The 22,154-nt window shown below is 52.5% G+C and carries 29 protein-coding genes, 2 tRNA genes and 1 rRNA gene; 11 read left to right on the forward strand and 21 right to left on the reverse strand.

Annotation, left to right across the window (positions count from 1 at the left end):
• Nucleotides 1-35 precede the first annotated feature (35 nt).
• From TK_RS09740 to TK_RS09770, 7 genes are all read right to left on the reverse strand, one after another.
• Nucleotides 36-458, reverse strand: a complete 423-nt coding sequence (locus TK_RS09740; RefSeq protein ID WP_011250895.1) for a PIN domain-containing protein — start codon at nucleotides 456-458, stop codon at nucleotides 36-38.
• A gap of 42 nt (nucleotides 459-500) precedes the next feature.
• A complete protein-coding gene (gene eif2g, locus TK_RS09745) occupies nucleotides 501-1,733 on the reverse strand; it encodes a translation initiation factor IF-2 subunit gamma (protein WP_011250896.1) in 1,233 nt (410 codons plus the stop codon).
• A 143-nt stretch (nucleotides 1,734-1,876) separates the two neighbouring features.
• A complete protein-coding gene (locus TK_RS09750; protein WP_011250897.1) occupies nucleotides 1,877-2,269 on the reverse strand; it encodes a hypothetical protein in 393 nt (130 codons plus the stop codon).
• A gap of 136 nt (nucleotides 2,270-2,405) precedes the next feature.
• A complete protein-coding gene (locus TK_RS09755; protein WP_143598722.1) occupies nucleotides 2,406-2,825 on the reverse strand; it encodes a hypothetical protein in 420 nt (139 codons plus the stop codon).
• Between the two features lie 208 nt (nucleotides 2,826-3,033).
• On the reverse strand, nucleotides 3,034-3,585 hold the full coding sequence (locus TK_RS09760; protein ID WP_011250899.1) for a hypothetical protein: 552 nt from the start codon (nucleotides 3,583-3,585) through the stop codon (nucleotides 3,034-3,036).
• 73 nt (nucleotides 3,586-3,658) lie between these two features.
• Nucleotides 3,659-4,939 (reverse strand): hypothetical protein, encoded by a 1,281-nt coding sequence (locus tag TK_RS09765; protein WP_011250900.1) that lies wholly within the window; start codon nucleotides 4,937-4,939, stop codon nucleotides 3,659-3,661.
• A 233-nt stretch (nucleotides 4,940-5,172) separates the two neighbouring features.
• Nucleotides 5,173-5,550 carry a 30S ribosomal protein S6e gene (locus TK_RS09770; RefSeq protein ID WP_011250901.1) on the reverse strand — a complete coding sequence of 126 codons (378 nt, stop codon included), beginning with the start codon at nucleotides 5,548-5,550 and terminating at the stop codon, nucleotides 5,173-5,175.
• A 132-nt stretch (nucleotides 5,551-5,682) separates the two neighbouring features.
• On the opposite strand from TK_RS09770, the gene TK_RS09775 reads away from it, so the two are divergent.
• The gene (locus TK_RS09775; protein WP_011250902.1) at nucleotides 5,683-5,853 is read left to right on the forward strand and encodes a preprotein translocase subunit Sec61beta; all 171 of its coding nucleotides are present in this window, start codon (nucleotides 5,683-5,685) and stop codon (nucleotides 5,851-5,853) included.
• On the opposite strand, the gene TK_RS09780 is transcribed toward TK_RS09775, so the two are convergent.
• Nucleotides 5,850-6,500 carry a hypothetical protein gene (locus TK_RS09780; RefSeq protein WP_011250903.1) on the reverse strand — a complete coding sequence of 217 codons (651 nt, stop codon included), beginning with the start codon at nucleotides 6,498-6,500 and terminating at the stop codon, nucleotides 5,850-5,852. The genes TK_RS09775 and TK_RS09780 overlap by 4 nt on opposite strands.
• A gap of 96 nt (nucleotides 6,501-6,596) precedes the next feature.
• On the opposite strand from TK_RS09780, the gene engB reads away from it, so the two are divergent.
• Complete coding sequence (engB, locus tag TK_RS09785) at nucleotides 6,597-7,148, forward strand: GTP-binding protein EngB (protein ID WP_011250904.1); 552 nt, start codon at nucleotides 6,597-6,599, stop codon at nucleotides 7,146-7,148.
• Here the strand turns inward: engB and TK_RS09790 are convergent.
• A complete protein-coding gene (locus TK_RS09790; protein ID WP_011250905.1) occupies nucleotides 7,143-7,607 on the reverse strand; it encodes an Lrp/AsnC family transcriptional regulator in 465 nt (154 codons plus the stop codon). The two genes, engB and TK_RS09790, sit on opposite strands and share 6 nt — an antisense overlap.
• Before the next feature lie 148 nt (nucleotides 7,608-7,755).
• Between TK_RS09790 and TK_RS09795 the strand changes: the two genes are divergently transcribed.
• The 3 genes from TK_RS09795 to TK_RS09805 are packed head-to-tail and all read left to right on the forward strand — an operon-like array spanning nucleotide 7,756 to nucleotide 10,075.
• Nucleotides 7,756-8,811 (forward strand): Clp1/GlmU family protein, encoded by a 1,056-nt coding sequence (locus tag TK_RS09795; RefSeq protein ID WP_011250906.1) that lies wholly within the window; start codon nucleotides 7,756-7,758, stop codon nucleotides 8,809-8,811.
• Nucleotides 8,812-8,855: 44 nt separating this feature from the next.
• The gene (locus tag TK_RS09800) at nucleotides 8,856-9,689 is read left to right on the forward strand and encodes a geranylgeranylglycerol-phosphate geranylgeranyltransferase (protein WP_011250907.1); all 834 of its coding nucleotides are present in this window, start codon (nucleotides 8,856-8,858) and stop codon (nucleotides 9,687-9,689) included.
• 5 nt (nucleotides 9,690-9,694) lie between these two features.
• The gene (locus TK_RS09805; protein ID WP_011250908.1) at nucleotides 9,695-10,075 is read left to right on the forward strand and encodes a hypothetical protein; all 381 of its coding nucleotides are present in this window, start codon (nucleotides 9,695-9,697) and stop codon (nucleotides 10,073-10,075) included.
• Between the two features lie 10 nt (nucleotides 10,076-10,085).
• Here the strand turns inward: TK_RS09805 and TK_RS09810 are convergent, their stop codons facing one another.
• The 4 genes from TK_RS09810 to scpB form a co-directional block, all read right to left on the reverse strand.
• A complete protein-coding gene (locus TK_RS09810) occupies nucleotides 10,086-10,892 on the reverse strand; it encodes an OB-fold nucleic acid binding domain-containing protein (protein ID WP_011250909.1) in 807 nt (268 codons plus the stop codon).
• Nucleotides 10,889-11,266: a replication factor A complex, RPA14 subunit gene (locus tag TK_RS09815; protein WP_011250910.1), complete on the reverse strand. Its 378-nt coding sequence runs from the start codon at nucleotides 11,264-11,266 to the stop codon at nucleotides 10,889-10,891. The genes TK_RS09810 and TK_RS09815 overlap by 4 nt, the downstream gene beginning before the upstream one ends.
• A gap of 10 nt (nucleotides 11,267-11,276) precedes the next feature.
• Entirely contained in the window at nucleotides 11,277-12,347 is a 1,071-nt protein-coding gene (locus TK_RS09820) for an OB-fold nucleic acid binding domain-containing protein (protein WP_011250911.1), read from the reverse strand.
• A 127-nt stretch (nucleotides 12,348-12,474) separates the two neighbouring features.
• Nucleotides 12,475-13,059, reverse strand: a complete 585-nt coding sequence (gene scpB, locus TK_RS09825) for an SMC-Scp complex subunit ScpB (RefSeq protein ID WP_011250912.1) — start codon at nucleotides 13,057-13,059, stop codon at nucleotides 12,475-12,477.
• A 62-nt stretch (nucleotides 13,060-13,121) separates the two neighbouring features.
• Between scpB and rrf the strand changes: the two genes are divergently transcribed.
• Nucleotides 13,122-13,243: ribosomal RNA gene (rrf, locus tag TK_RS09830) — 5S ribosomal RNA — on the forward strand.
• A 10-nt stretch (nucleotides 13,244-13,253) separates the two neighbouring features.
• Nucleotides 13,254-13,331: transfer RNA gene (locus TK_RS09835), tRNA-Asp, on the forward strand.
• Between the two features lie 323 nt (nucleotides 13,332-13,654).
• Here the strand turns inward: TK_RS09835 and TK_RS09840 are convergent.
• Nucleotides 13,655-13,732, reverse strand: a tRNA-Ala gene (locus TK_RS09840).
• A 165-nt stretch (nucleotides 13,733-13,897) separates the two neighbouring features.
• Here TK_RS09840 and TK_RS09845 point away from each other — a divergent pair.
• The gene (locus TK_RS09845) at nucleotides 13,898-15,175 is read left to right on the forward strand and encodes an NAD(P)-dependent malic enzyme (RefSeq protein ID WP_011250913.1); all 1,278 of its coding nucleotides are present in this window, start codon (nucleotides 13,898-13,900) and stop codon (nucleotides 15,173-15,175) included.
• On the opposite strand, the gene TK_RS09850 is transcribed toward TK_RS09845, so the two are convergent.
• Genes TK_RS09850 through TK_RS09875 form a run of 6 tightly spaced genes read right to left on the reverse strand, consistent with a single transcriptional unit; the run spans nucleotide 15,150 to nucleotide 19,546 of the window.
• On the reverse strand, nucleotides 15,150-15,668 hold the full coding sequence (locus TK_RS09850; RefSeq protein ID WP_011250914.1) for a FumA C-terminus/TtdB family hydratase beta subunit: 519 nt from the start codon (nucleotides 15,666-15,668) through the stop codon (nucleotides 15,150-15,152). The genes TK_RS09845 and TK_RS09850 overlap by 26 nt on opposite strands.
• On the reverse strand, nucleotides 15,659-16,519 hold the full coding sequence (locus TK_RS09855; RefSeq protein WP_011250915.1) for a fumarate hydratase: 861 nt from the start codon (nucleotides 16,517-16,519) through the stop codon (nucleotides 15,659-15,661). Before TK_RS09855 ends, TK_RS09850 begins: the two co-directional genes overlap by 10 nt.
• A 57-nt stretch (nucleotides 16,520-16,576) precedes the next feature.
• Nucleotides 16,577-17,491: a hydroxyacid dehydrogenase gene (locus tag TK_RS09860; protein ID WP_011250916.1), complete on the reverse strand. Its 915-nt coding sequence runs from the start codon at nucleotides 17,489-17,491 to the stop codon at nucleotides 16,577-16,579.
• Nucleotides 17,492-17,494: 3 nt separating this feature from the next.
• Nucleotides 17,495-18,142 carry a TIGR00153 family protein gene (locus tag TK_RS09865; RefSeq protein WP_011250917.1) on the reverse strand — a complete coding sequence of 216 codons (648 nt, stop codon included), beginning with the start codon at nucleotides 18,140-18,142 and terminating at the stop codon, nucleotides 17,495-17,497.
• 2 nt (nucleotides 18,143-18,144) lie between these two features.
• Nucleotides 18,145-19,074 carry a 2-dehydropantoate 2-reductase gene (locus tag TK_RS09870; protein ID WP_011250918.1) on the reverse strand — a complete coding sequence of 310 codons (930 nt, stop codon included), beginning with the start codon at nucleotides 19,072-19,074 and terminating at the stop codon, nucleotides 18,145-18,147.
• 4 nt (nucleotides 19,075-19,078) lie between these two features.
• Nucleotides 19,079-19,546 (reverse strand): hypothetical protein, encoded by a 468-nt coding sequence (locus tag TK_RS09875; RefSeq protein WP_011250919.1) that lies wholly within the window; start codon nucleotides 19,544-19,546, stop codon nucleotides 19,079-19,081.
• A 45-nt stretch (nucleotides 19,547-19,591) separates the two neighbouring features.
• Here TK_RS09875 and TK_RS09880 point away from each other — a divergent pair, with 45 nt between their 5' ends.
• Genes TK_RS09880 through TK_RS09890 form a run of 3 tightly spaced genes read left to right on the forward strand, consistent with a single transcriptional unit; the run spans nucleotide 19,592 to nucleotide 21,836 of the window.
• Nucleotides 19,592-20,299, forward strand: a complete 708-nt coding sequence (locus TK_RS09880; protein ID WP_011250920.1) for an RNA methyltransferase — start codon at nucleotides 19,592-19,594, stop codon at nucleotides 20,297-20,299.
• A complete protein-coding gene (gene otg / locus TK_RS09885; RefSeq protein ID WP_011250921.1) occupies nucleotides 20,293-20,817 on the forward strand; it encodes a methylated-DNA--protein-cysteine methyltransferase in 525 nt (174 codons plus the stop codon). Before TK_RS09880 ends, otg begins: the two co-directional genes overlap by 7 nt.
• Nucleotides 20,805-21,836, forward strand: coding sequence for a tetratricopeptide repeat protein (locus tag TK_RS09890; RefSeq protein WP_011250922.1), 1,032 nt, complete (start codon nucleotides 20,805-20,807; stop codon nucleotides 21,834-21,836). The genes otg and TK_RS09890 overlap by 13 nt, the downstream gene beginning before the upstream one ends.
• 153 nt (nucleotides 21,837-21,989) lie before the next feature.
• Here TK_RS09890 and TK_RS12050 read toward each other — a convergent pair whose 3' ends face one another.
• Complete coding sequence (locus TK_RS12050; RefSeq protein ID WP_158298055.1) at nucleotides 21,990-22,127, reverse strand: hypothetical protein; 138 nt, start codon at nucleotides 22,125-22,127, stop codon at nucleotides 21,990-21,992.
• Nucleotides 22,128-22,154: the final 27 nt, after the last annotated feature.

Consider the following 22,154-nt stretch of genomic DNA (forward strand, 5'->3'; position numbering starts at 1 on the left):
GGGCCAGAATAGGCACTGGAATTCAAAAACTCAGCTCATTCAAGCATCCCCTCAAGCTCCAGAATCTTCTTCGAGCGGAGGTAAACGACTGGAACGCCCTTCTCGCGGAGTCTCTTCTTAAGCCCCTTGTCGTTTGTGCAGACGATTACGCGCTCGTTCCTCACCGCGAAGTCGAATATCTGGTCGTCTATAGGTCTCTCCCCAAAGCGGCCGATCTCAACAGTTTCAAACCTCTCCGCCAGCTTCTTCGCCATCCTGACGGCCATTAAGTCTCTCCCACGAGACTTCCTTTCTATGACGTTCAGCTCATCCAAGACGACGTTTGGAACCACTACCCTGAACTTAACATCGAGAATCCTGTGGAGCTCGCTGATTATGTCCACACCAAACTGGCCGGGAACGAGGAGAAAGTTCGTGTCTGGAACGACCAGCCACTCCCGCCTTCGGCTTTCGCTCATAAGAACCACCAGGACTTCAAAATTGAAATTGGGAAAGAAAAGTCACTCCCTTATGAAGCCGTAGCCGATGAGCCTCCACCTGCTCCCGACCTGCCTGCTGATGGCAACCCTGTCGCCGACCTCGGCGCAGACAGGTATCTGGAGCTTGAGCTCAACGGTGTCCTTTCCGAGGCCAGTTACGAGGCCCATCGTTCTCGCCGTGCCGACGTTGAGCAGGAGGACTTCCCTCCTCTTTATCGGCTCGACCCTGAGTTCCTCCTCGGTTCCGACGACGCGCTCAAGCAGGTGGACTTCGAGTGTAAGCTCGTCCCAGACGGGCGGTAGCTGACCTGGCTTTCCGACGACGTTTCCGGCCATCAGGTCGCCCTTGGTGAGGAACGGGTCGAGCTTGGTTCCAACGCCGACGAGACCGCCAGGATAGGCCTCTTCCACGAACCTACCGCCGGCCTGGAGCGATGTAATCTCCGTCGTTATCGGCTCGTACTTTATCCTTCCGTGCTCCTCATAGGGGACACCGGGCCTTATCTCTATCTCGTCGCCGACCCTCAGCTTGCCCTGGACTATAGAACCGCCTATGACACCGCCAACGAGCTTCTCCGGCGGTGTTCCGGGCTTGTTCACGTCGAAGCTCCTAAGAACGAGCATCTTGGGCGGCTTGTTCGGGTCGCGCTTGGGAGTCGGTATGAACTCCTCTATCGCCGCAAGGAGCACATCAACGTTAGCACCGTGTAGAGCTGAAATCGGGATTATCGGGGCGTTTTCAGCGACGGTGCCCTTGACGAACTCCTTGATCTCCTGGTAGCGTTCCATGACCTTCTCCCTGTCAACCAGTTCAATCTTGTTGAGGGCTATGACTATGTTCCTGTTGCCGACTATCTGAAGGGCCATCAGGTGCTCCCTCGTCTGGGGCATCACTCCTTCGTTGGCCGCTATGACGAGAACCGCGCCGTCCATGAGGGACGCTCCTGCTAACATGGTCGTCATCAGCGCCTCGTGGCCTGGAGCGTCGATGAACGAGACTCTCCTCTCGAACTCAGTCTCGTGGCCGCAGTAGGGACAGACCGGGGAGGTTGAGTACTTGCCGCAGTGCGGGCACTTCCTTATCTCTGCATCGGCAAAGCCTATCTTGATTGTAATACCCCTTCTCAGCTCCTCGCTGTGCGTATCCGTCCAGATTCCAGTTAGGGCCTTTGTGAGTGTCGTCTTACCGTGATCAACGTGACCGACCATACCGATGTTAACCTCGGCCTGCCTAAACTCCTTCTTCTTCGCCATCTCTCTCACCTCTAATGAGTAGAAAAGGCGGGCGCTTATTAAGGTTTCTTCATGGACATTCCTCGTGATTTTGACAGATGGCTTGGATTTTATTTTCGGCTATGTTCTGGAGGCATCCTTATTTCCTGCAGGGTCGTGAATGTTCACTCTTCCTCTTGGACAATTCGCAGGAATTTCCTGGCGCCGAGTTTTATCCCCACTTTGAACACTAGGAGCGTCCAGAGCAGTGAGATTATCAGGGTTGAATACGGGTAAAACCCGAAAATCCACACGAGGACGTTGGATGCAGGGATGATTGCGAAGAATATAGCTCCCATTTTGGCTTCTAATGAGCAGTTTTTGGACCTTTTGTACTCCATACACGCCAGCCAAGTAATGGCGGAAAAGCTGAGCCAGAATACCCCTCCCGTCATCAGGAGCGCCTCTGGATAAAAACCATTACTTCCAAAGTATCCGCCAAGGAGTGCTAAAACCAGCTCGCTAACCCAAAAGCGTAAAAAGGTGATAAAGGAAACCTCAGTCCCGTAGAGCTTCATTTTCGATACCTCCAGAGGTCGGACAGCCTGGAGAGTGCCTTCACGCTGTAAAATTCTCCTGGATCTATGTTGTTCTCATTGAGATTGCTTGCATTGTATTCACGTTTTTTCAAGAGTAACGGCAAAAGATTAAAGGTCAGCTGGGAGAGTTCCCGTCCCTCTTCCAGAGGGAGAGCTCAAAGAGACTCCCCAGAAGGCCCAGCAGAATGGCCGGGAGTAGGAGGAATAGTAGCACTATCATAGACCCCTCGCCCTCTGTTGGACCTGACGCAGGTGCCTCGAAGAAAGAGGCCACAATCCTTATCAGTCCTAGAACGGCCGCAAGAACGGCGGGGACGATGATTAAGGCGGTCCTTGCTAGGTCCCCTGGTCCAACTTCAAGCCTGGAGGCAACGAACGCCACCGCAATGGAGCTCAACAGCAGACCCACGAGATAGAGTGCAAGCGGGAGTATCCCCCCTAAGTTGACCCCGAGGAGAAATCCCGTCAAGAAAGAAAGAACGACTATAAGGGCAGAGACCCCCACTTTTCTTGTTATCGTTCTCATGATGACCACCAGTTGAAATTAAGTTTACAAAATATGCTTATAAATCTTTCCTTTTAGTCGATATAAAAACTCCTTCTTTTTCTAAGCATGACTTTATTTAGAGTAGCGTTTTTCCGCGTAGAATCGACCGAAAGAAGCCCGGGGTGTGCATGGGGCAAAAATGGCTAAGCCCCAAATGCCGCAGGAGCTCCTGCGTCGAATCGAGGCGTTAACCGCTTTAACCTTTATTCTCCAATTTTTCCAGCAGGATTCTGCATTTGTTCTGAAGCTCCCAGTTTCTTCTGAGGGTCTCCTCTGAGGCCCGAGCACTGAGGGGGTATCGTTTTAGCAGCTGATCTGAAAAATTCCATATTTCGGTGAGTCCCTCCTTAACTACCTTGATATCATCGTCGTCTCCGCGGGGGATTATTTCCGCAGACAGCTCAAGGAAATTGACACAGGAATCGGTTTGTGTCATTTTAAGCATGCTCGTATTAAATCCGTCCTTATGCAGAGTAATCATATATAATGGCTCTCTAAAGGACATCATTACCCCCTCTGTGTGCTTAATACTAACAACGGCCCCGGTGTAGTTCGAGGAGTTGATGAAATTCAAGGCATCTTCGGAGAAAGCTCTAATGAAGGCGGCTTCTTGGGAGATCCACATTGCGATATACGACCTTTCACTCCCGGAGTACTCCGTTTTCAAAGTATTCGCCTTGTGCCACCAAAAGGCGGAGAGCACTAAAACCACAATGCACACAGCCGAGATTTTTTTACTTATATTCATCTTGCCTCCCCCCTTTAGTTATATCAAATGTAAAAATAAATATCAGACAAAATCAAAAACAATTTTTCAACAACTAACTGGTGTTGTTATGGTTGACATAGTGATAAACTACTCCTTCAATCACCCCAACCTGTTGGAGCCCCTGCGATGCACTTAGCTGATAATAAACAGGCACTTTAAATTTCACTTTAAAAGGTTTAACACCGGAATATTGCTGATATTCATAGTTCACGACTATTTGCTTTGTTCCAATGTACTCTCCTGGGTGCAAAGCATACATGTCATTGTATTTTATGTGAATTGCATTAACTGGGTGTGTAGGCTTAATGTCCTCATTGAGCCCTCCAGAGAAAACTAGCGAAATTGCTGTTATTGGGTCAAGAGATAAAGGTCCAAGAGCAAATCCAAAGGATAATCCAACATCTCCTAGAGTCAGTGCATAGTGTGATGCTGAATGATGAGTTATTGGCATGATTCTATCGCACTCCTCTGGAACAACCATTCCCATTTCCACAGCTTCTGGGCCAACTTGAGCGCTGTCTCCGATTAAGAGAGGAGTATCTTCACTTCCTGATTCTGTTCCTTCATTGTATATCTCCACTTCCACTTGATATGTCCCTTGAGGAGAAAGACTTGTAAGGGATGGAGGGCCATATACTCTAAATTCTAGCGTTATGAAATATTTGGTCTTGAATATCCACCATCCAACTTCAAACCACTTTGTAACGAGCGTTGAAGATAGCCAGCTAGATGATACCATAGCTGACATAGAATTAACAGATTTGCTGGAATCATAAAGGGTTACGGGCTTCCCCACAGTCTTTGTTATAGTTTTTGTCTTAATGACTGTAGGGCCAAGCTTCCAGAGCCATTCGTTCTCACTAACGTTCTTGCTAGGAATACTTAATTTTGAGAGTTTTGAGGGAATACTTGGATTGTACATACTGATAAATAAAAGACCTCCATGCTTGTCCTTAAAGAATAAGAATATCGTCCCGTTCGTGTAAACGTTACCCTGAAGTCCTGTCAATTTGTCGCTAGGGTTGTTGTTGAAAATCATTACATACCCATTGAAAACGTTAGATTGGACTAATGAAAAACGCTTTTTTATTTGAATAACTTCATGCCTTATGAACAACTTCCCCTCGAGACTACCAGTACCACCACGGATGTCAATATGAAGATAAGCTGAGACTGGTACTGCGTCCTTCAGGTCATCGTTAAATGTTGGATGTGGATCGTAGACCCCTATAGAATGTGGCTTAAAAGAAAAAGATTTTGCAATAGCAGGCTTCAATCCTGAACTAACTATTAGCAACCCAATTATGATGGCTACTACGGTCTTCCACTTCACTGCGTTCACCTCTTTGAGATTGTTTGCAGTACACTCTAATCACTTCATCCTTATAAGCTTTTCTCTTCAAATAAGTGAAAATTCATCATTTCTTTTTGGAGTGTAAATTTAATTAAGAGCTGTGTTTTGCTCTTAAAATGAGGTAGAAGAAGCCTGAGTAAAAGAGTTACATGGGGATGGGACCAAAGAATTGAAAGCGGTTGAAGTTCAATCGAGCAAAATTAGGGAGAAGCTCAGAAGACAATCTTCATGTTCACCTGAACGATGTTCGGGCTGATGGTGTTGCCGTGGACGGTCTTCTTTCTCCTCTCGCCCCTCTCCCTGGGCCTGAAGCCGGGGCCGCGTGAGAGGAGAATCTTAACCCTCCTCGGGCCGTGGACGTCGGGCCTCATGGGGAAGCCGTCCTTGTCGGTTCCTCCGGTGATCTTGAGCTTGGCGTCGGCCGGAATCTCCTCACCGAATATCTCGGAGAGGTTGAGGCCGAGCTCGCTCGCCGGAATTTCCTCGCCTATTCTCCTTCCAATAAGCTTGTCAGCCTCTGGGCCGCTTATCTCAACCTGCTTCGCAACTCCGTTTTTCGGGTTCGATATAACCAGCTTGAAGGTCGCCATTCCTCCCACCTCCATTCATCAGCGGGATTCATTGGGGTAGCCCCTTTCCCAACCGCTCTTAAGCGGTGCATTTAAAAACCTTATCGTGAAATTTAAATAAACCAACTGAAGAACTGGAGAAGGTGAGAAAATATGGCAAAGGAAAAGGCGACGCTCCCCCCAACTGGTGCGGGTCTGATGAGGTTCTTTGACGAGGACACCAGGGCAGTCAAGGTCAGCCCGAAGGGCGTTATAGCCCTGACGCTCCTGCTGATCGCCTTTGAGTTCATACTCCACATGTTCGGCTCAAGCATATTCGGCTAAAGGAAGCTCGTTTTCTTTAATCCCCTCGCGTTGAGCTCCTCGTCTATTATTCCCCTAACTACTTCTTCAAGCTGTTTCTCGATGAGTGCCTCCACGGTGCTCTTTATCTTGTCGATGTCTCCCCTCATGCCCTCTAGGAGCCTTATGTAGTCCCTCGCCATCTCAAGCTGGCCCTCCTGTCTTATCAGTTGCTCCTTGAGGTTCTCGAAGTCCTCCTTCATGACTTGATACTTTCTGAGCTCGCGCTGGAGCTCCTCAAGCTCCCTCTTGAGGCGGTAGTTCTCCTCCTTAAGTTCCTCAATCAGCTTTTCTTTGGCCTCAAGCTCTGAAACGAGGTTGTTATACTCCTCTGCTATCTGGTGAAGCCTCTCTATCTCGCGGAGCGGCGGAACTTTGCCGTTTCCGAGTATTATGACGTGGGGGCCGACGTTTACTATATCATCGGGGCTTATCTTAAGCTTCCTCTCGCTGGTAAAAACGCTCTGCCCGCTTCCGAGGTTTTCAACTTCTTTCATCTTCAGGATGAAGTAGAACTTGTTTCCTTCAACTTCAACGTTGATGTCGGTAACGTAACCGAGTATCTTTCCTTCGGTAAGGGAGATTACAAACTTGTTGATGAGCTGGTTTGCCTTGGCATCCCCTTCCACCGTAACACCACCGCAGTTTTTACGTCCAACTTCTACTTAACCTTTCCGCCAAGGTTTATAAACGACCCTGAGTTGAAGAACGCGGGTGGTGGAACGATGATAATATTCGCGGGGCGCTCAAACGTTGGAAAGAGCACCCTGATATTCCAGCTTACTGGAAAAAAGGTCAAGAGAGGAAAGCGCCCCGGCGTTACCCGAAGACCGATTGAGATTGAGTGGCGCGGGAAAAGGGTGGTTGACCTTCCAGGCTTCGGCTTTATGAGCGGCCTGCCGAAGGAAGTCCAGGAGAGGATAAAGGACGAGATAGTGCACTTCATCGAGGACAACGCAGATAGAATAGAACTGGCCGTTCTTGTCGTTGACGGAAAGGCCGCTCCCGAAATCATCGAACGCTGGGAGAAGCGCGGCGAGATACCTATTGATGTGGAGTTCTACCAGTTCCTCCGTGAGCTCGAGATACCGACGATCGTTGCTGTGAACAAGATAGACAAGGTAAAGAACGTTGGAGCGGTCATAAACTTCCTGGCAGAAAAGTTTGGCGTTCCCTACGGCGAGGTCAATGAGACTTTCGTCCCGATATCCGCAAAATTTGGAAAGAACCTCGACGCCCTCAAAGCCCTGATGGAAAAGAAAAGGAGAAAGTCATAGCGTCTCAAGGACGAGATGCGTGTTCGTCTCTTTTACGCCGTCCAGCGACGCTATCTCCTCCAAAATTTCGTCCAGCCTGCCCTTATCGGCTTCGATGATCAGGTCTATGTCCCCTGTAACGCGGTATATCTTCTTCAGGTTCAGCTTCCTTATGGCCTCGTAGACCTGCTTTCTCTTTGTCGGTTCGATTTTAACGAAGACAAAAACGTCTCCTTTCTTCTCTCCAAGGAGTTCAAGGGCCTTGTCAGTTAGATCTATGAAGCCCCTGCCCGTCCTGATGTATCCAAGCTCCTTAAGCACCTTGAGGTGGTTGCTAAGGGCCTGCCTCGTTATTCCAAGCTCCTTTGACAGCTCGTCCTGTGTCTTTTCAACGGTGTGAACCTCTATTGTTCTCCCGTCCTGGTAGAGCTTTTTCAAAAGCTTCAGCTGGCGTGGTGTCAGTGTGCCGCCTTCGTTCATTAGTTTCACCTCCAAATTTTCCAAATTTAACCTCGATAAATGTAAAACTTAACCTTTCGGTAATCACTGGAACAGAAGTCAAACTTATAAGTTTTCCTGTTTTATGCCGATGGCCAACATTTTTAACCTGCAGGGGGAATTCGAAACCATGAACAAGGCCAGGTACACGCAGGACGTCCCTGAGGATAGGATTAAACTCCTGGAGAGTATAGCGAGCTACAACAAGCCGTTTACGCTCATGGTGGTTGGGGGTGTGGACAGCGGGAAGAGCACGCTAATAACGTTTCTTGGAAACGAACTCCTGTCTCTGGGTTTTAAGGTTGCCGTGGTGGACTCTGACGTCGGCCAAAAGGGTGTTCTTCCTCCCGGGACGATAAGCCTCGCCATTCCCGAGGGGCCTTTTGAGAGCATGAGCGAGCTTGAGGGAGTGGCACACTACTTCGTTGGAACGACTGCTCCCTCACAGTTTATAGGTGAAATGGCAGTTGGAGTAAAACGCATGGTGGAAATCGCTAGAAACGTTGCTGACGTAGTTTTGATAGACACGACTGGCTTTGTTACGGGTGTTGGGGCGGAGATGAAGCGTCTTAAGGCAGAGCTGGTAAAACCTGACATTATTGCGGTTATTCACTCGGGAGAACTCTCAGGCCTGGTTAAGGCTCTGGAACCGTATGGGGGGGTAATCGAACTGGCTGTCAGCGAAACCGTGAAGAGATACCCTCTTGAAGAGAGGAGAAATCTGCGTGCCGAGAAATGGCGGAACTATTTCAGAGACTCCCAGCTTGTTGAGTTCAGCGCATCTGAGGTCGCCATAACTGGCACTTCCCTCTTCCACGGGATACCCCTGAACGCTGATGAAAATGAACTCCTTGAGAAGGCCTTTGGGTGGCTGGTAGTGGCTGGCTGGAAGAACAAGGGCTATACCGTCGTTAAGGCGGACGTTGAGAAGTTCCCGCGTGCTCACTCACGGGAGCTGAAGGCTATCGATTTTGAAAAGCTGAGCAACCTGCTCGTGGGCCTCATAGACGGCGAGGGTCTGTGTATGGGAGTTGGAGTCCTCAAGTGGATCAACTTCAGCGAGGGAAGACTTCAGATTCTAACTCCCGTTAGAGACCTCTCGGGAGTCAGAGAAATCCGCTTTGGGCGCATACGGGTCACGGAAGAGGGGGAGGAGCTGGGCCTGTTGCGGCGCGATGAGCTTTAGCAAACCTTTAAAAACTTCCGACAGAATTTAGTTAGGTGCCCCTAATGGAATTCAAGGCATTCATCGAGATCACAAGACCCCACAACTGTTTGCTTGCTGGGATAGTGGGTGTCTTAGGCTCGATAGTGGCCGCTGGGGGTCTTCCAGAGCTAAAAACCGCCATCCTCGTGTTCTTGGTGGTTTTCCTTGGGTGTGCGGGCGGGAACACAATAAACGACTACTTTGACTACGAGATAGATAAGATAAACAGGCCTGAGAGACCGCTTCCGAGGGGGGCCATGAGTAGAAAAGCGGCTCTTTGGTACTCAGTGGCTCTCTTTGCAACTGGTATTGTCCTCGCTTGGTTCATAAACATCTGGGACTTCCTGCTGGCTATCGTTGCCTACGTGACAATGTTCATCTACGCATGGAAGCTGAAACCGATGCCTTTTATCGGAAACGTCGTTGTGGCCTCCCTAACTGGCGCTACCCCCCTCTACGGTGCAATAGCCGTTGGTGAGATTGGCCTCGCTGGGACGCTCGCCCTGTGTGCCTTCCTCGTTAACGTCGCGAGGGAGGTCATAAAGGACATAGAGGACATCGAGGGTGACATGGCAAAAGGTGCTAAGACTCTTCCCATACTTATCGGGAGAAAGAGGGCTGCCTACGTCGGCGCTCTGTTCGCGATTCTGACTGTCGTAGCGTCTTTCCTGCCCATTAAGGCTGGCATAGGCCTTGGCTATCTCGCCATGCTCCCCGTGGATGCTGTAATACTGTACTCTGCGTTCCTCATACTGAGGTCTCAGGACAGGGAGACGGCTCACCGCGCCCAGATACTCCTCAAGGTGAGCGTGTTCCTGGCTGTGGTCGCTTTCCTGATAGCTTCGCTCGTGAGGTGATGGATATGGATTTTGAGAAAGAACTGATTAGAGAGCTTGAGAAGGACGAACTCTGGACTGTCATAACGTTCAAGACGCCGCACGGCCCTGGAACGACGATGGAAAAGCTAGCCGAAGCCGTTGAGAAGGCCGGGTGGAGAATAACCTTCAAAGCCAACTGGTGGACGGCCGACATACCCTACGGTCTCGTCAGGATAGACATGAGAAAGGGAGATAGGGAGAAGATTCTCCTCGGAAAGTGGATACTCGGAGACGAGTGCAGGCTGATAAAGCTTGAGAGCCTCGACCTTGAAAGAGGAAAGGACGAGTTTTTCAGGATGGTGGACAGCATCACTTCGACGCTCATACACGACCCGGTCATCAGGACAATGAGAGAACAGTATTAAAAGAAAAAGATCAGAGCGGCTCGTAGAAGCCTATCTCCGGCTCGTAGATCTCGCCGTCGGCGAGGAGCTGAGTTATTGCCTCTTCTATTATTTCTTCATCAAACTCTGAGGACAGCTTCTTCACGATGAACTTGTGGGACAGGGCCTTGCCCTTCTCCCTCAGGAGGTTCATGATGGCCTCTTTGGCCTTTTCAACCTCGGGGTTCTCCTCAGTTTTCTCCTCCTCTTCTTCGGTCTCCTCCTCGAACAGCTCTTCCTCAAGGGTCCTCTGCTCAAGCATCAGGGTGTACAGCTCGTCTATCGTCTGGAGGAGCTCCTCGTCAACACCCTTGTTCTTGGCTATGACTTTAGCCTTGGCAGTTATACCATACCTGTCGTATATCTCGAAGGCTATCTTGGCCTTCTCGGCGTGCTCGACCTTCTCCTTGAGGGTCTCAAAGCGGTGGAGTATCCAGAAGTTGGGGCTGACCCTGGCAACTCCTTCAACGAGTATCTGCTTGTCGTCGCGCCATTCTGCAACCTTTCCTATGATCTGAACCAAATCACCCTTCTTCACGAGCCTTATGAAGCGCGTATCATCGCGGAAGCCGAGAACCCATATCGTTCCCGTCCCGTCGTCTATCTGGAACTTTCCGTAGGTCTCGTCGTCGCTTATGACGGGTTCCCTTACGACGGTGGCGACAACCTTGACACGGTAGACCTTTCTCGCGTCCTTGGTTATGAGGTAGTTCGGCTCAAAGTCGCCGTCGCTCCTGACGTAGTAGCCCTCGAGGATGTCCCTGATGTAGACCCTGCTCGCTGGTAGGCGCTTCTTCATTCCTCACCACCTCCGAAGAACTCGATTATCCCCTCAACCTTCGGAAGGATCTTCTTCTCAAGCTCCCTCACTTCCTCAAGGGCCTCGAGGTCTGCATCGCTGAAGTCCTGAACGACCTCGCCGAAGATGTGGATGCCTTCCTCCTCCCTGATGACCCTTCCGATTACCCGGACTATCTGGCCGTTCTCCGGGAGGACGTTCTCCTCGCTCTCGACGAGGATCACACCCGTGCCGTCGTCGAGCCAGAAGGTGTAGTCCATCTTGTCTACCTTAAAGGCCTTCCCGATGAGCGAGACGCGGGTGTCGTCTTCTTTTATCTCGGCTATCTTCCTCTCAACTGCGGGCTTTCTCCTTCTAAACCTCGTTTCCTCCATTTCAACCACCTCACTCAAGGCCGTACTCCTTCAGCTCGCGGTAGAGCTCCCTCCTCACGCGCTCTATCTCGGCCTTTTCGTTAACCTCGTCCCAGCTCCTTGCCTTGAAGAGGGTCCCAAGGAACTTGTCCTCCACGACGCTTCCCCTAACCACGATTTCCTTTCCAATGAGCGGGTAGTACTCGTCTTCGGCGAGCCTCTTTCCGGCTTCCTTTGGAGTCAGTCCCTCATCTATGAGCTTCTTGAGCTTCTCGTCAATGACTTCTGGCTCTTCTCCGATCAGCTCCGCCGCGGAGTCGCCGAAGAGAGTTGTCCTGATGTAGCCCGTTGAATCGTCCAGGCCGAAGTCGAGGACCGTTATCTTCACGGGGTTCACCGGCCCGTGCTCGGGGCATATCCAAGTGTCCGTTGACGGGTCGTAGTCCACCCTCCTCCTGCACTCGGGGCAGGCGTCGTAAACTAACACCCTGTAGAGCTTGGCTATCGTTCCGCGGACTTCTACGAAGCGCTCACCGCCCTGAAGCTCCTTTATCTGAACCCTGCGATAGTTATAGCTCCTGACCTCTTCAAGCGGAGGAATCTCCTCGACGCGCGGGTCCTCCGGGTTCTTGATTATCCTCGTCCTGAAGTTTGCGTGGAGTTCCACGCCCCTCATTCCTTCCTTGACAGTGGGGTCTATGACCTTGATTACATCGCCAACGTTCAGGTCGTCGTAGTACTTTGCCACCATTGCATCCCAGAGAACGAGCCTCGCCTGGCCCGTGCTGTCGTAAATGATAAGGTCGGCCACTCTGCCCGTTGAACCGTCCCTTCTTGTGTATTCCCTCGGCGGAAACTTTCTCTTGATCCTCGCGACTATGTTCACTCCCGTCATCCCTGGAACGAGGTCTTTGATGTACAGCATCTCCTCTTCCTTTCCGAGGCTTACCCCAAGCTCCTCTGCGAGCATTACGGCGGCAGCGTTTTCCGAAACACCGTGCATCTTGGCCAGTTCACGTATTTTCTCCTCGATTTCAGACCTCGAAAGTCCTCTCTCCCGGATAATCCGGTTGATTATCTCGTCCTTTGTCAGAACTTCCATAGCACTCACCCTGATAGTAATTGGCAATATGAGTATTTAAAGCTTTCTCCAAGGACTTCGTTGAGGCTAAAGGAGAAAAACTTTGCCCAAAAGCAGAAATGGGAAAACTATAGGGCCTAGAAAAACTTCAATCGGACGGAGCTTCCTCTTCTTTTTCTTCACCTTTGCCCTCAAGTTTGGCCATCAGGTCGCTGTATTCGGCATTGACGACCTTTTTGAAGGCCTCCTTTATTAGAACCGGATCGTTCTCAGGGAATCCGTAGAGTTCGGCGAACTTCTTCGTCGTTCCAAGGAGCTTTGTCCTCTCGTATGGTTCGGCGTAAACCAGGCCCATTTCAACGAGCCGTTTTATGTGTTCGTAGGCCTGACTGCCGCGGAGCTTGATTATCTTGCTCTGCTCGACCGGCTGGAGGTATGCAATCAGCGCCAGGGTCTTCAGCTCTCCAGTTCTCAGGTCTGGCTTCGGCATGAGGTGGATGACCCTCTGGCTGTACTCCTGCTTGACCTGCATCACGTACTTGTCCTCGAGCACTCTAACGACCTCTATCGCGCTCTTCCTCTCGGCATACTCGGCCGCTATAAGCTCTATCAGCTTTTCCAGGTACTCCAGTGATTTTATTCCAAGTGCCTTTGAAAGTTCCTTCAGGCTCAGCGGTCTTCCAGCCACAAAAAGTGCCGCCTCCACGAGGGCCTTGTCCTCAAGCAGTCCCATGCTACCACCTGAGGAGAACTTCACCGTAAGATTTATAAACCCATCCTTGGAGTGGTTATCGGCACGGCGGCCATAGCGGCGGGGCCACACCCGGTCTCGTTTCGACCCCGGAAGTTAAGCCCGCCAGCGTTCCCGGGTGTACTGCCCTCCGAGAGGGGGCGGGAAACCGGGAACGCCGCCGGCCACTATCATGCGCCCGGGTGGTGTAGCCCGGCCCATCATACGGGACTGTCACTCCCGTGACCCGGGTTCAAATCCCGGCCCGGGCGCCATACAGCCCTTTGCTTTGCAAAGCGCTGGCGGAATGTTTCTAACTGCTTCTTAAAGACTGTGTTTGAGTTTGAAACTTCTCCGGGCTCTTCTCGAACTTTCCGTATTGAGGAGCGTATGCTCGCCCGGAAAGCAAGTTCGCTTGGGTTTGCTCTCAAAATATCTTGCTAATTGTGATTTCGAACTTTCTTTTTAGCGCTCTTCGAGCGCTATACTGTGGGGAAATCCTTTGAATTGGCCAATTGAAAGTAAACCCTCATAAAATAAGCCTGCTTAAAAGCGCATACTCCTCTTCCGCCAGCGCTTTCGTAAGAAAGGGCTGATGTGGTGGACCGGGCGGGATTTGAACCCGCGGCCTCCGCCTTGCGAGGGCGGCGCTCATACCAGGCTGAGCTACCGGCCCACACCCGGTATTAGTGAACCCTCCCCTGCTTTAAAAAGTTTTGGTCATGAAATCTAGGGCGTCCAGTGAGCACGGGGAGGTACGTTGTTACACAAAAATGAGTTTATTTTCCAGTGGAAGGGGTGAGTTTTTAACATCTGGGGGGTCACTACCTCAGGTGGTGGCATGAATCCCCTCGAATTCCATAGGGACAACTTTCCTGGAAATGGGAAGATAGAGGTCATACCGAAGGTACCAGTTAACAGGGAGACCCTGAGCCTCGCCTACACTCCCGGCGTTGCCGAGCCCTCGAAGGCGATAGCCAACGGAGCCGATCCAGACGAGTACACCGTCATACCGAACACCGTGGCGGTTGTTACCGATGGTTCAGCAATTCTGGGCCTCGGGGACATAGGGCCGGTCGCCGGAATGCCCGTCATGGAGGGAAAAGCTGTTCTCTTCAAGGCGCTCGCGGGCGTGGACGCTTTCCCAATCCTCATTAACACGAAGGACGTTGACGAAATCGTCAGGACGGTTGAGCTGATAAGCCCCGGCTTCGGCGGGATAAACCTGGAAGACATCTCAGCACCCAGATGCTTTGAGATAGAGGAGAGGCTGAGGGAGAGGCTCGACATACCAGTTTTTCACGACGACCAGCACGGGACGGCCGTTGTAACCCTCGCCGGGCTGATAAACGCCCTGAAGCTCGTTGGCAAAAAGTTCAGCGAGATAAAGGTCGCGATCAGCGGCGCGGGGGCGGCTGGGATAGCTATAGCGAAGATCCTCCACAGCGTTGGTGTCAAGGAGATAGTCACCGTTGACAGGAAGGGGATAATACACGAGGGCAGGGAGGACCTCAACCCGTACAAGCGCGAAGTCGCGGAATACAACGTCCACGGGATAGAGGGCGGCCTGAAGGAGGCGATGGAAGGGGCCGATGTTTTTATCGGAGTCAGCGCTGGCGGGATAGTAACCCCGGATATGGTTAGGGCTATGGCCGACGATGCAATAGTCTTCGCGATGGCCAATCCGATTCCTGAAATAATGCCGGAAGAAGCGAAGAGGGCGGGAGCAAGGATCGTTGCCACGGGAAGGAGCGACTTCCCGAACCAGATAAACAACGTGCTCGGCTTTCCCGGAATCTTCAGGGGCGCCCTCGACGTTAAAGCAGAAGACATAACGCCAAGCATGAAGCTGGCGGCCGCTGAGGCTATAGCCTCGGTCGTGAGCGATGACGAGCTGGGCGAAGATTACATAATCCCCTCTCCGCTCCATCCTGACGTTTTCCCGAAGGAAGCGAGGGCAGTCGCGGAAGTGGCCATGAAAGAGGGCGTTGCGGGGAGAAAGGTAAGCGGTGAGTGGGTCGAGGAGCACACGAGGAGGCTCAGGGAGTTCTACTCGGCTTTCATCGAACCATTGAACGAAAAAAGAAAGACCTTCAGCGGTAGAGGGAGTTCCCCCTAGAGTCTATCGCGACGAGAAGTGGGAAGTCCTCCACCTCAAGCACCCAAACTGCCTCCGGAATTCCGAGCTCGTCGAGCCAGTAAACGTCAACTACCCTCTTCACGCTCTCCGCCGCAAGAGAGCCAGCCCCTCCAGTGAAGGCGAAGTAGACGGCCCTCCCAACGAAAGGCCCGACCTCCATGCCGCCCTTTCCTATTATTCCCCTGACGCCGAGGGACAGAATTTCGTCGAGGTATCGGTTCATCCTCGCGCTCGTCGTTGGGCCCGCTGAGACGACTTTCCATCCGTCCTCCTTTCTTCTGACCACCGGGCCGCAGTGGTAGATTACTGCGCCTTCAAGCTCGAAGGGAAGCTTCCCCTTCTTCGAGAGCTCCAGAATCTTCCTGTGGGCCGCGTCTCGTGCAGTATAAATCCTTCCCGAAAGGTAAACGACGTCGCCCGCTCTAAGCTCCAGGACTTCCTCGCCCAGGGGCGTCTTCAGCTTCACTGCCAAACCTCGACCCTCCCGTCGGCCTTTATCCTGAGGAAGGCCCTCCTGTTCGCCCAGCACTGGACAACCAAACCAACTGGAAAGCTCGCAGGGTGCCTGTGCGCAATCTCAATCTTAACATCGAGGGTTGTGGTCTTCCCTCCCATGCCCATAGGGCCAACCCCGAGGGAGTTAACCTCGGTGAGCAGCTCTTCTTCAAGCTCCGCTATCCTCTCGTCCGGGTTTCTCTCGCCGACCTTTCTCAGAAGGGCCTTCTTGGCTAGGGTTAGGGAGTAGTCGGCCCCACCACCGACGCCGATCCCGAGAATTATGGGCGGACAGGGCTTTCCGCCGCACTCCGTTACCCGCTCAAGGACGAAGCGCTTAACGCCCTCCCAGCCTTGAGCTGGAGTCAGCATCGCCAGGGCGGAGCAGTTCTCGCTCCCGCCGCCCTTGGGGAGAACGGCTATCTCAACGTCGCTTCCCTCAACCAGCTCCCAGCGGATCACCGGTACGCCCTTCCCCGTGTTGTCGCCCGAGTTTCTGCCAGTGAGCACGTCAACGGCGTTGGGCCTCAGCGGAATCTCAAGGGTCGCCCTCCTCGTTGCCTCTATGATCGCCCTCTCAATCTCGCCCAGGTAAGGACTTCCAATGCCAGCCTTCACGAAGAATGTCAGTGTCCCCGTGTCCTGGCAGACAGGAACTATCCTGGATTTTCCAATCTCAATCGCCCTCAGAATGTTGCCGAGGTTGAATCTCGCTATTTCACTCTCCTCGCTCTCGTAGGCCTGCTTGAGTGCTTTAACAGTGTCCCCTGGAATTGTCGTGACCGCGAGTTTGATGGCATCAACAATAGGGTCAACGAGGTCTTTCAATAGACACCCACCGATCAAAAATGAGAAAGGATACTTAAAAAGTTTGACAAAATAGAGTCAGCCCTTGAGGGCTTCCACTATCTTCTCGGCGACCTCGACGCCTGCCCTCATCTGGGCCTCAACAGTCGAGGCGCCGATGTGCGGCGTTAGAACAACGTTGTCAAGCTTTGTGAGCGGGTGGTCTGCTGGAAGGGGCTCCTCCTCGAAGACATCAAGGCCTGCTCCCGCGATCCAGCCCTCCTGAAGGGCCTTGACGAGGGCATCGGTGTCAACTACCGCACCCCTTGCGGCGTTGATGAGTATGGCGGTCGGCTTCATGAGCTTGAGCCTCTCCTCGTTTATGAGGTGGTAGGTTGCATCAACCAGCGGGACGTGGAGCGTAACGACGTCGCTCTCCTTCAGGAGCGTCTCAAGGTCAGCAAACTTTCCTCCGACCTCCTTTGCCCTTTCCTCGTTTGGATACGGGTCGTAGAAGAGAACCTTCATGCCGAGGGCGTTCGCTATCTTTGCAACCTGGTAGCCTATTCTTCCGAAGCCGACGACTCCAATGGTCTTGCCCTCAAGCTCTATTCCCATGCACTGCTTCTTGGCCCAGACGCCTTCCCTCATCTTCCTGTCGGCGAAGGCTATCTTCCTCGCGACGGCGAAGATAAGGCCGATGGCCAGTTCGGCGACGCTCCTGGAGCTAGCCCCAGGACTGTTTACGACCTTAATTCCCCTCTCCTCGGCGGCCTTGAGGTCAATGTTGTCGAGGCCAACGCCAGCCCTTCCTATGACCTTGAGCTTGGGAGCGGCCTCGATGACCTTCCTGGTTACCTTCGGCTTGCTCCTAACGATTATCGCATCGACGTCTTTAACGAGTTCAACGAGCCTGTCCTCATCGGGATACTCCTCGTAAACGACCTCAAAGCCGGCGTTCTTCAAAACCTCTATCGCCTTCTCGTGAAGCGGAGCGGCAACGAGAACCTTCATCCTTCATCCCCTCCTCTTTATTGCCATCAGCATGACCTGATCCGAGGCATCCTCGGCGCGGTCGGCTATGTCGCCGATTTTCGTCAGAACTTGATTCCATATTAACTTTGCGTAGGTAGTTATGGTCTCGCTCTCAAAGACCTTTTCTTTCACGTCGTACTCTATTTTATCGGCGCTTTCCTCGGCGTCCTCTGTCTTTTTAGCCAGCTCAAGGGCTTTGTCCACATCCTCGTTGAGGGCTTTGACGGCCTCCTTTAGGATTTTAAACGTCTCTATGGCGGAATCTACGAGGCCGAGTATGTCCCCTTTAACTTCCGTCGGGACTTTGGGCTTGGCCAGGATGAGTGTGTGTGACGCGCTCTCGGCGGCATCGGCCACCTGATCTATCAGCTCGCTAAGCCTCACGTAGTCCCCCCTGCTGACCGGGAGAAAGGCCCCCTCGTAGAGCATCAGCTCGATGCTCCTCCTAAGTCCGTCCGCTTCGGTCTCAAATCTTGAGACCTCTTCCTCCAGCTCCTTCGCCCGGTTAAAGTCCCCATCAAGGTAAGCCCCAACCAGCTCCCTGAACGCCCTTAGAGCGTTCTCCACGACATCAAGGTGCTTGTCAATTGCCTCAAAGACGTCAGTCTCTTTTCCACCGAACAGTGACATTCTCAACACCCCTCGCTAATATTTCTGGTCTTACCCCTATTTATCCTTTCCTTTGCCTTGACGAGCACCCAGAGAAGTTCGTTCCTCGGCGCCTCCATACCCACGGAGCGGGCGTACTCGACTATTTTGCCGTGTATGTAGTCAACCTCGGTCTCCCGTCCCCGCCAGATGTCCTGGAGCGTCGAGTTGTAGTTTTCCCGGGTTCTCTCTATGGTGTCCCAGAGGAGTTCAAGCGGATGAATCTCGAACTCAATCCCCAACTGCTGGGCGACCATACAGCCCTCCCTGGCTATGTCAACGGAAATCCCCTCGAGATGAGGATCGTCCTTAAGGTGGCCGTTCTTGACCTCAAGAACGGTGCCGAGACCGTTTATCACGGAGTTTACTATCGCCTTCGCCCATTTCCACCCGATCGCGTTTTCCGTTACGCTCGTATCTATTCCAGCCTCGTTGAAGACTGAAGCAACTTCATCAACAAAGTCGTCTCTTCCGGTGGGATACCTTCCGATCACAGTTATTCCTTTCCCTGCCCAGAGAACTTTTCCCCATTCAACCAGCATCGCCCCGTTGGTAGTCACTCCCCCCATCACGTTAGGAGTGTACTTAAGCGCAAGCTCTTCGTTCCCGAGGCCGTTCTGTATGCTTAGAACCCACGTGTTCCTCCCTATGCACTGCCTTGCACATTCAAGGGCTGTCTTCGTGGAGTATGACTTGACGGCCAGGATGAGCAGGTCGGGCGGCTCCTCTGGAGCATAGATTGTGGCCTTTGGCTTCACGGTAAACTCCTCGGCACCAAAAACGTGAAGCCCGTTCTTGTTTATGGCATCAACCTGCTCCCTCCGTCCGATTAGTGTAACGTCGTTCCCGGCCCTCGCCAGAAGAGCGCCGAAGAGGGACCCGATACTGCCCGCACCGAGAACGTATATCCTCATTCTATCACCTCGCGAGCTTCCTAAGATGGTGGAGTGAATAGACCAGCGTAATCACCCAGAGTGCCAGCTTTAGGTTCTCAGGAACGGCGTAGCTTCCTATGAGGTAGAGGGCTGACGCTGGTAAAAGCCCCGCAGAGGCGAGAACCCTGTTTTTCAGTATGAGCAGCAAAACGGGTATTCCAAGCAGTGCAAAGTCCTCGCCCGTCTGGTAAGCACCCACCGCTATTGCCAGAGCGGTGCCGCCGATGACCGCGTTCACGAACCTCTCCCAGAACTTCACGGGCTGTCTCTCAAAGGGCCAGCCGAGGAGGAACAGAACTAACCCGAGCAGTGAGAGGATATACCTCAGGTCGTCCTGGAGCGGATAAGTCCACGCAAAGGCAACTACGCTTCCTCCAACGAAGGGACGGGCCCGCTTTTTCACGACCGCGAGCGAGAGCGGGAGGTAAACAAGCCCAAATTCAGGCCTCATCCAACCACCACAACCGTTTAAAGCATCTCCCTTAAAGACCTACCGATGATATCGGTCGTTCTGGTCGAGCCCGAGGGGCCGGCGAACATCGGCATGATAGCGAGGACGATGAAGAACTTCGGCTTCTCAAGGTTAGTGCTCATCAACCCGAACCTGACCGAAGAGAGCTACGCCTACGCCGTCCACGCGCGGGACGTCCTTGAAAACGCCCTGATTCTGGACTCATTTGAAAAGGCCCTTGAACTCTTCGACTTCACAGTTGGGACGACTGGAAAGCCCGGAAAGCGCTTTATCCCGCATAGAGCCCCGCTGATGCCCTGGGAGCTGGTTGGGCTTATCAAGGACTACCCTGGAGAGGTAGGAATATTCTTTGGGCGTGAGAGCATCGGCCTGAAGAACGAGGAGCTTGATGCAATGGACGTCACCCTCACGATACCCACGAGCGAGGAGTACCCCGTTATGAACCTCGCACAGGCCGCAGCGGTAGTCTTGTACGAGCTGTCGAAGAAGAGGCCAGAGCCATACGTTGAGGCATTAAAGCCAGCTACCAGGGAGGAGAAGGAAGCGCTTGTAAGAACCTGGGAAAAACTTCTCAATACTCTCGACTATCCAAAAGATGCTGAGAGAAGGGACGTCTTTGTTAAGGTCTTTCAGAGGGCCGTTGGCAGGGCGTTCCTCTACGGGAGGGAAGTCCACACGCTCATCGGGCCTCTAAGAAAGGCCCTTAAAAGGCTGGAGGAATGCCGATGCTGAGCGTGGAGAAGTTTAGAGTCGGGGAGAGAGTGGTTTGGATCGGTGTAATCTTCTCTGGGAGGGTGCAGGGGATAGCCTTCGCCTTCGACAGGGGCACGCTGATGAAAAGAATCCACGACCTTGCCGAGCACCTGGGGAAGAGAGGAGTCAGCATATCACTCGACGTCCAGCCGAGCGATTACCCTGAGAAGGTCTTCAAAGTCCTGATTGGGGAGCTCGACAATGCCAGCTTTCTCCGGGAACTTTCCTTTGAGGGCGTTACACCCTTTGAGAAGAAGGTTTACGAGTGGCTCACAAAAAACGTTAAAAGAGGGAGCGTTATAACCTACGGTGACCTTGCAAAGGCGCTCAACACGTCCCCGCGGGCAGTTGGTGGGGCAATGAAGAGAAACCCGTATCCAATCGTTGTTCCCTGTCACAGGGTCGTTGCACACGATGGTATTGGTTACTACAGCTCCGGGATTGAGGAAAAGAAGTTCCTGCTGGAAATTGAGGGGGTGAAAGAATGGACAAGCTGAAAGCTTACCTGATAGGGTTTCTTATTGCAGTCATAGCTATAGCGGCCGGGATAGTCTGGTACGGCGGCTGGAAGCTTCTGCTCCAGGTGATACTCGTTCTTGGTTTCCTCGGCCTCACGCTCGGCCTCGGCTTCTTCACTGCGCTGACCCTCTACGCCGAGAGCTGGAAGTATGGAACCATACTGGCTGTTTTCACGGCCATCAGCGCCTACGGCCTCTACCTCAGCTGGACTTGGAAGAACCTCGAAGTGGTCGCAGGTATAATAGTCTTCTTCATAGCGGTGGTTGCCTTCGGAATCTGGTACATCAGCGAGCCTGACCTTGGACTTGTTGACCGCTTCAAGAGCGCGGAAAGCCTCGAAAGAGCTGGAAAGTACAAGCAGGCAGCCAGAAAGTACGAGAAGGCAGGCAACTACCTGAAGGCAGCGGAGATGTACATAAAGCTCGGCTGGCTTGAGAGCGCGGCCTGGGCCTACGAGAAGGCAGGAGAGTACGCAAAGGCAGCTGAAATATACGAGCAGCTCTATGGAAAGGAGAAGGACACCTACTACCTCAAGGAGGCCCACGAGTACTGGAAGAAGGCCGGAGACATGGAGAGGGCAGCGAAGGCCCTGGAGCGCTACGCCGAGGAGGAGCCCTGGTTCTGGGAGGATGTTGCTAAACTCTACGAGGAGCTTGGAAACGAGGAGAAGGCCAGGGAAGCCTGGGAAAAGGCCCTTGAGTATTACAAGGGCGAAGCCCAGGAAGAAGGAGTATTCTGGGAGGACGTCGGGAACATCGCAAGGAAGCTCGGCATGGAAGACCTTGCCAGGGAAGCCTACGGGAAGTTCCTCGAGTACTGCCTGAAGGAAGCTGAGGAGGACCCGATGTGGTGGAAGCACGTGGCAGAGGCCTACGAGTACCTCGGCGAGACAGAGAAGGCCGAAGAGGCCAGGGAGAAGTACGAGGAGTACAGGCAGAAGATCATGAAGGCGAACGAAGAAACTTCAAAGTTCCCTGAAGACGAGAAGAGGGAGTGAATTTTCTCTTGTTTCTACCTTTACAATCCTTCAATTATTCTGTCAATTTCTTCAGCGTTTAGCTTCTCCCCCTTCACGATGCCCCAGTACTTTTCGATCTTTTTCCTGACTGGGATGATTCCAGTTTCTTCGGTCTTTTTGGCTTCTTCTTCCTCAAGCTCTCTCCTTCCTTTCCACGTATCCCTTTATCCACCGTGAGAGTGCCCAGTAGAGAACCGCCATCACTAGCAGTCCTAGAGTGGCCAAGACAATCCCTCTCTCAGTGGGCACGGATTGTGGAACGGCGGGCATCGTCTCACTGAGCTTGTTTATTCCAGA

It is taken from the genome of Thermococcus kodakarensis KOD1 (assembly GCF_000009965.1).
Taxonomy (GTDB): Archaea; Methanobacteriota_B; Thermococci; order Thermococcales; family Thermococcaceae; genus Thermococcus; species Thermococcus kodakarensis.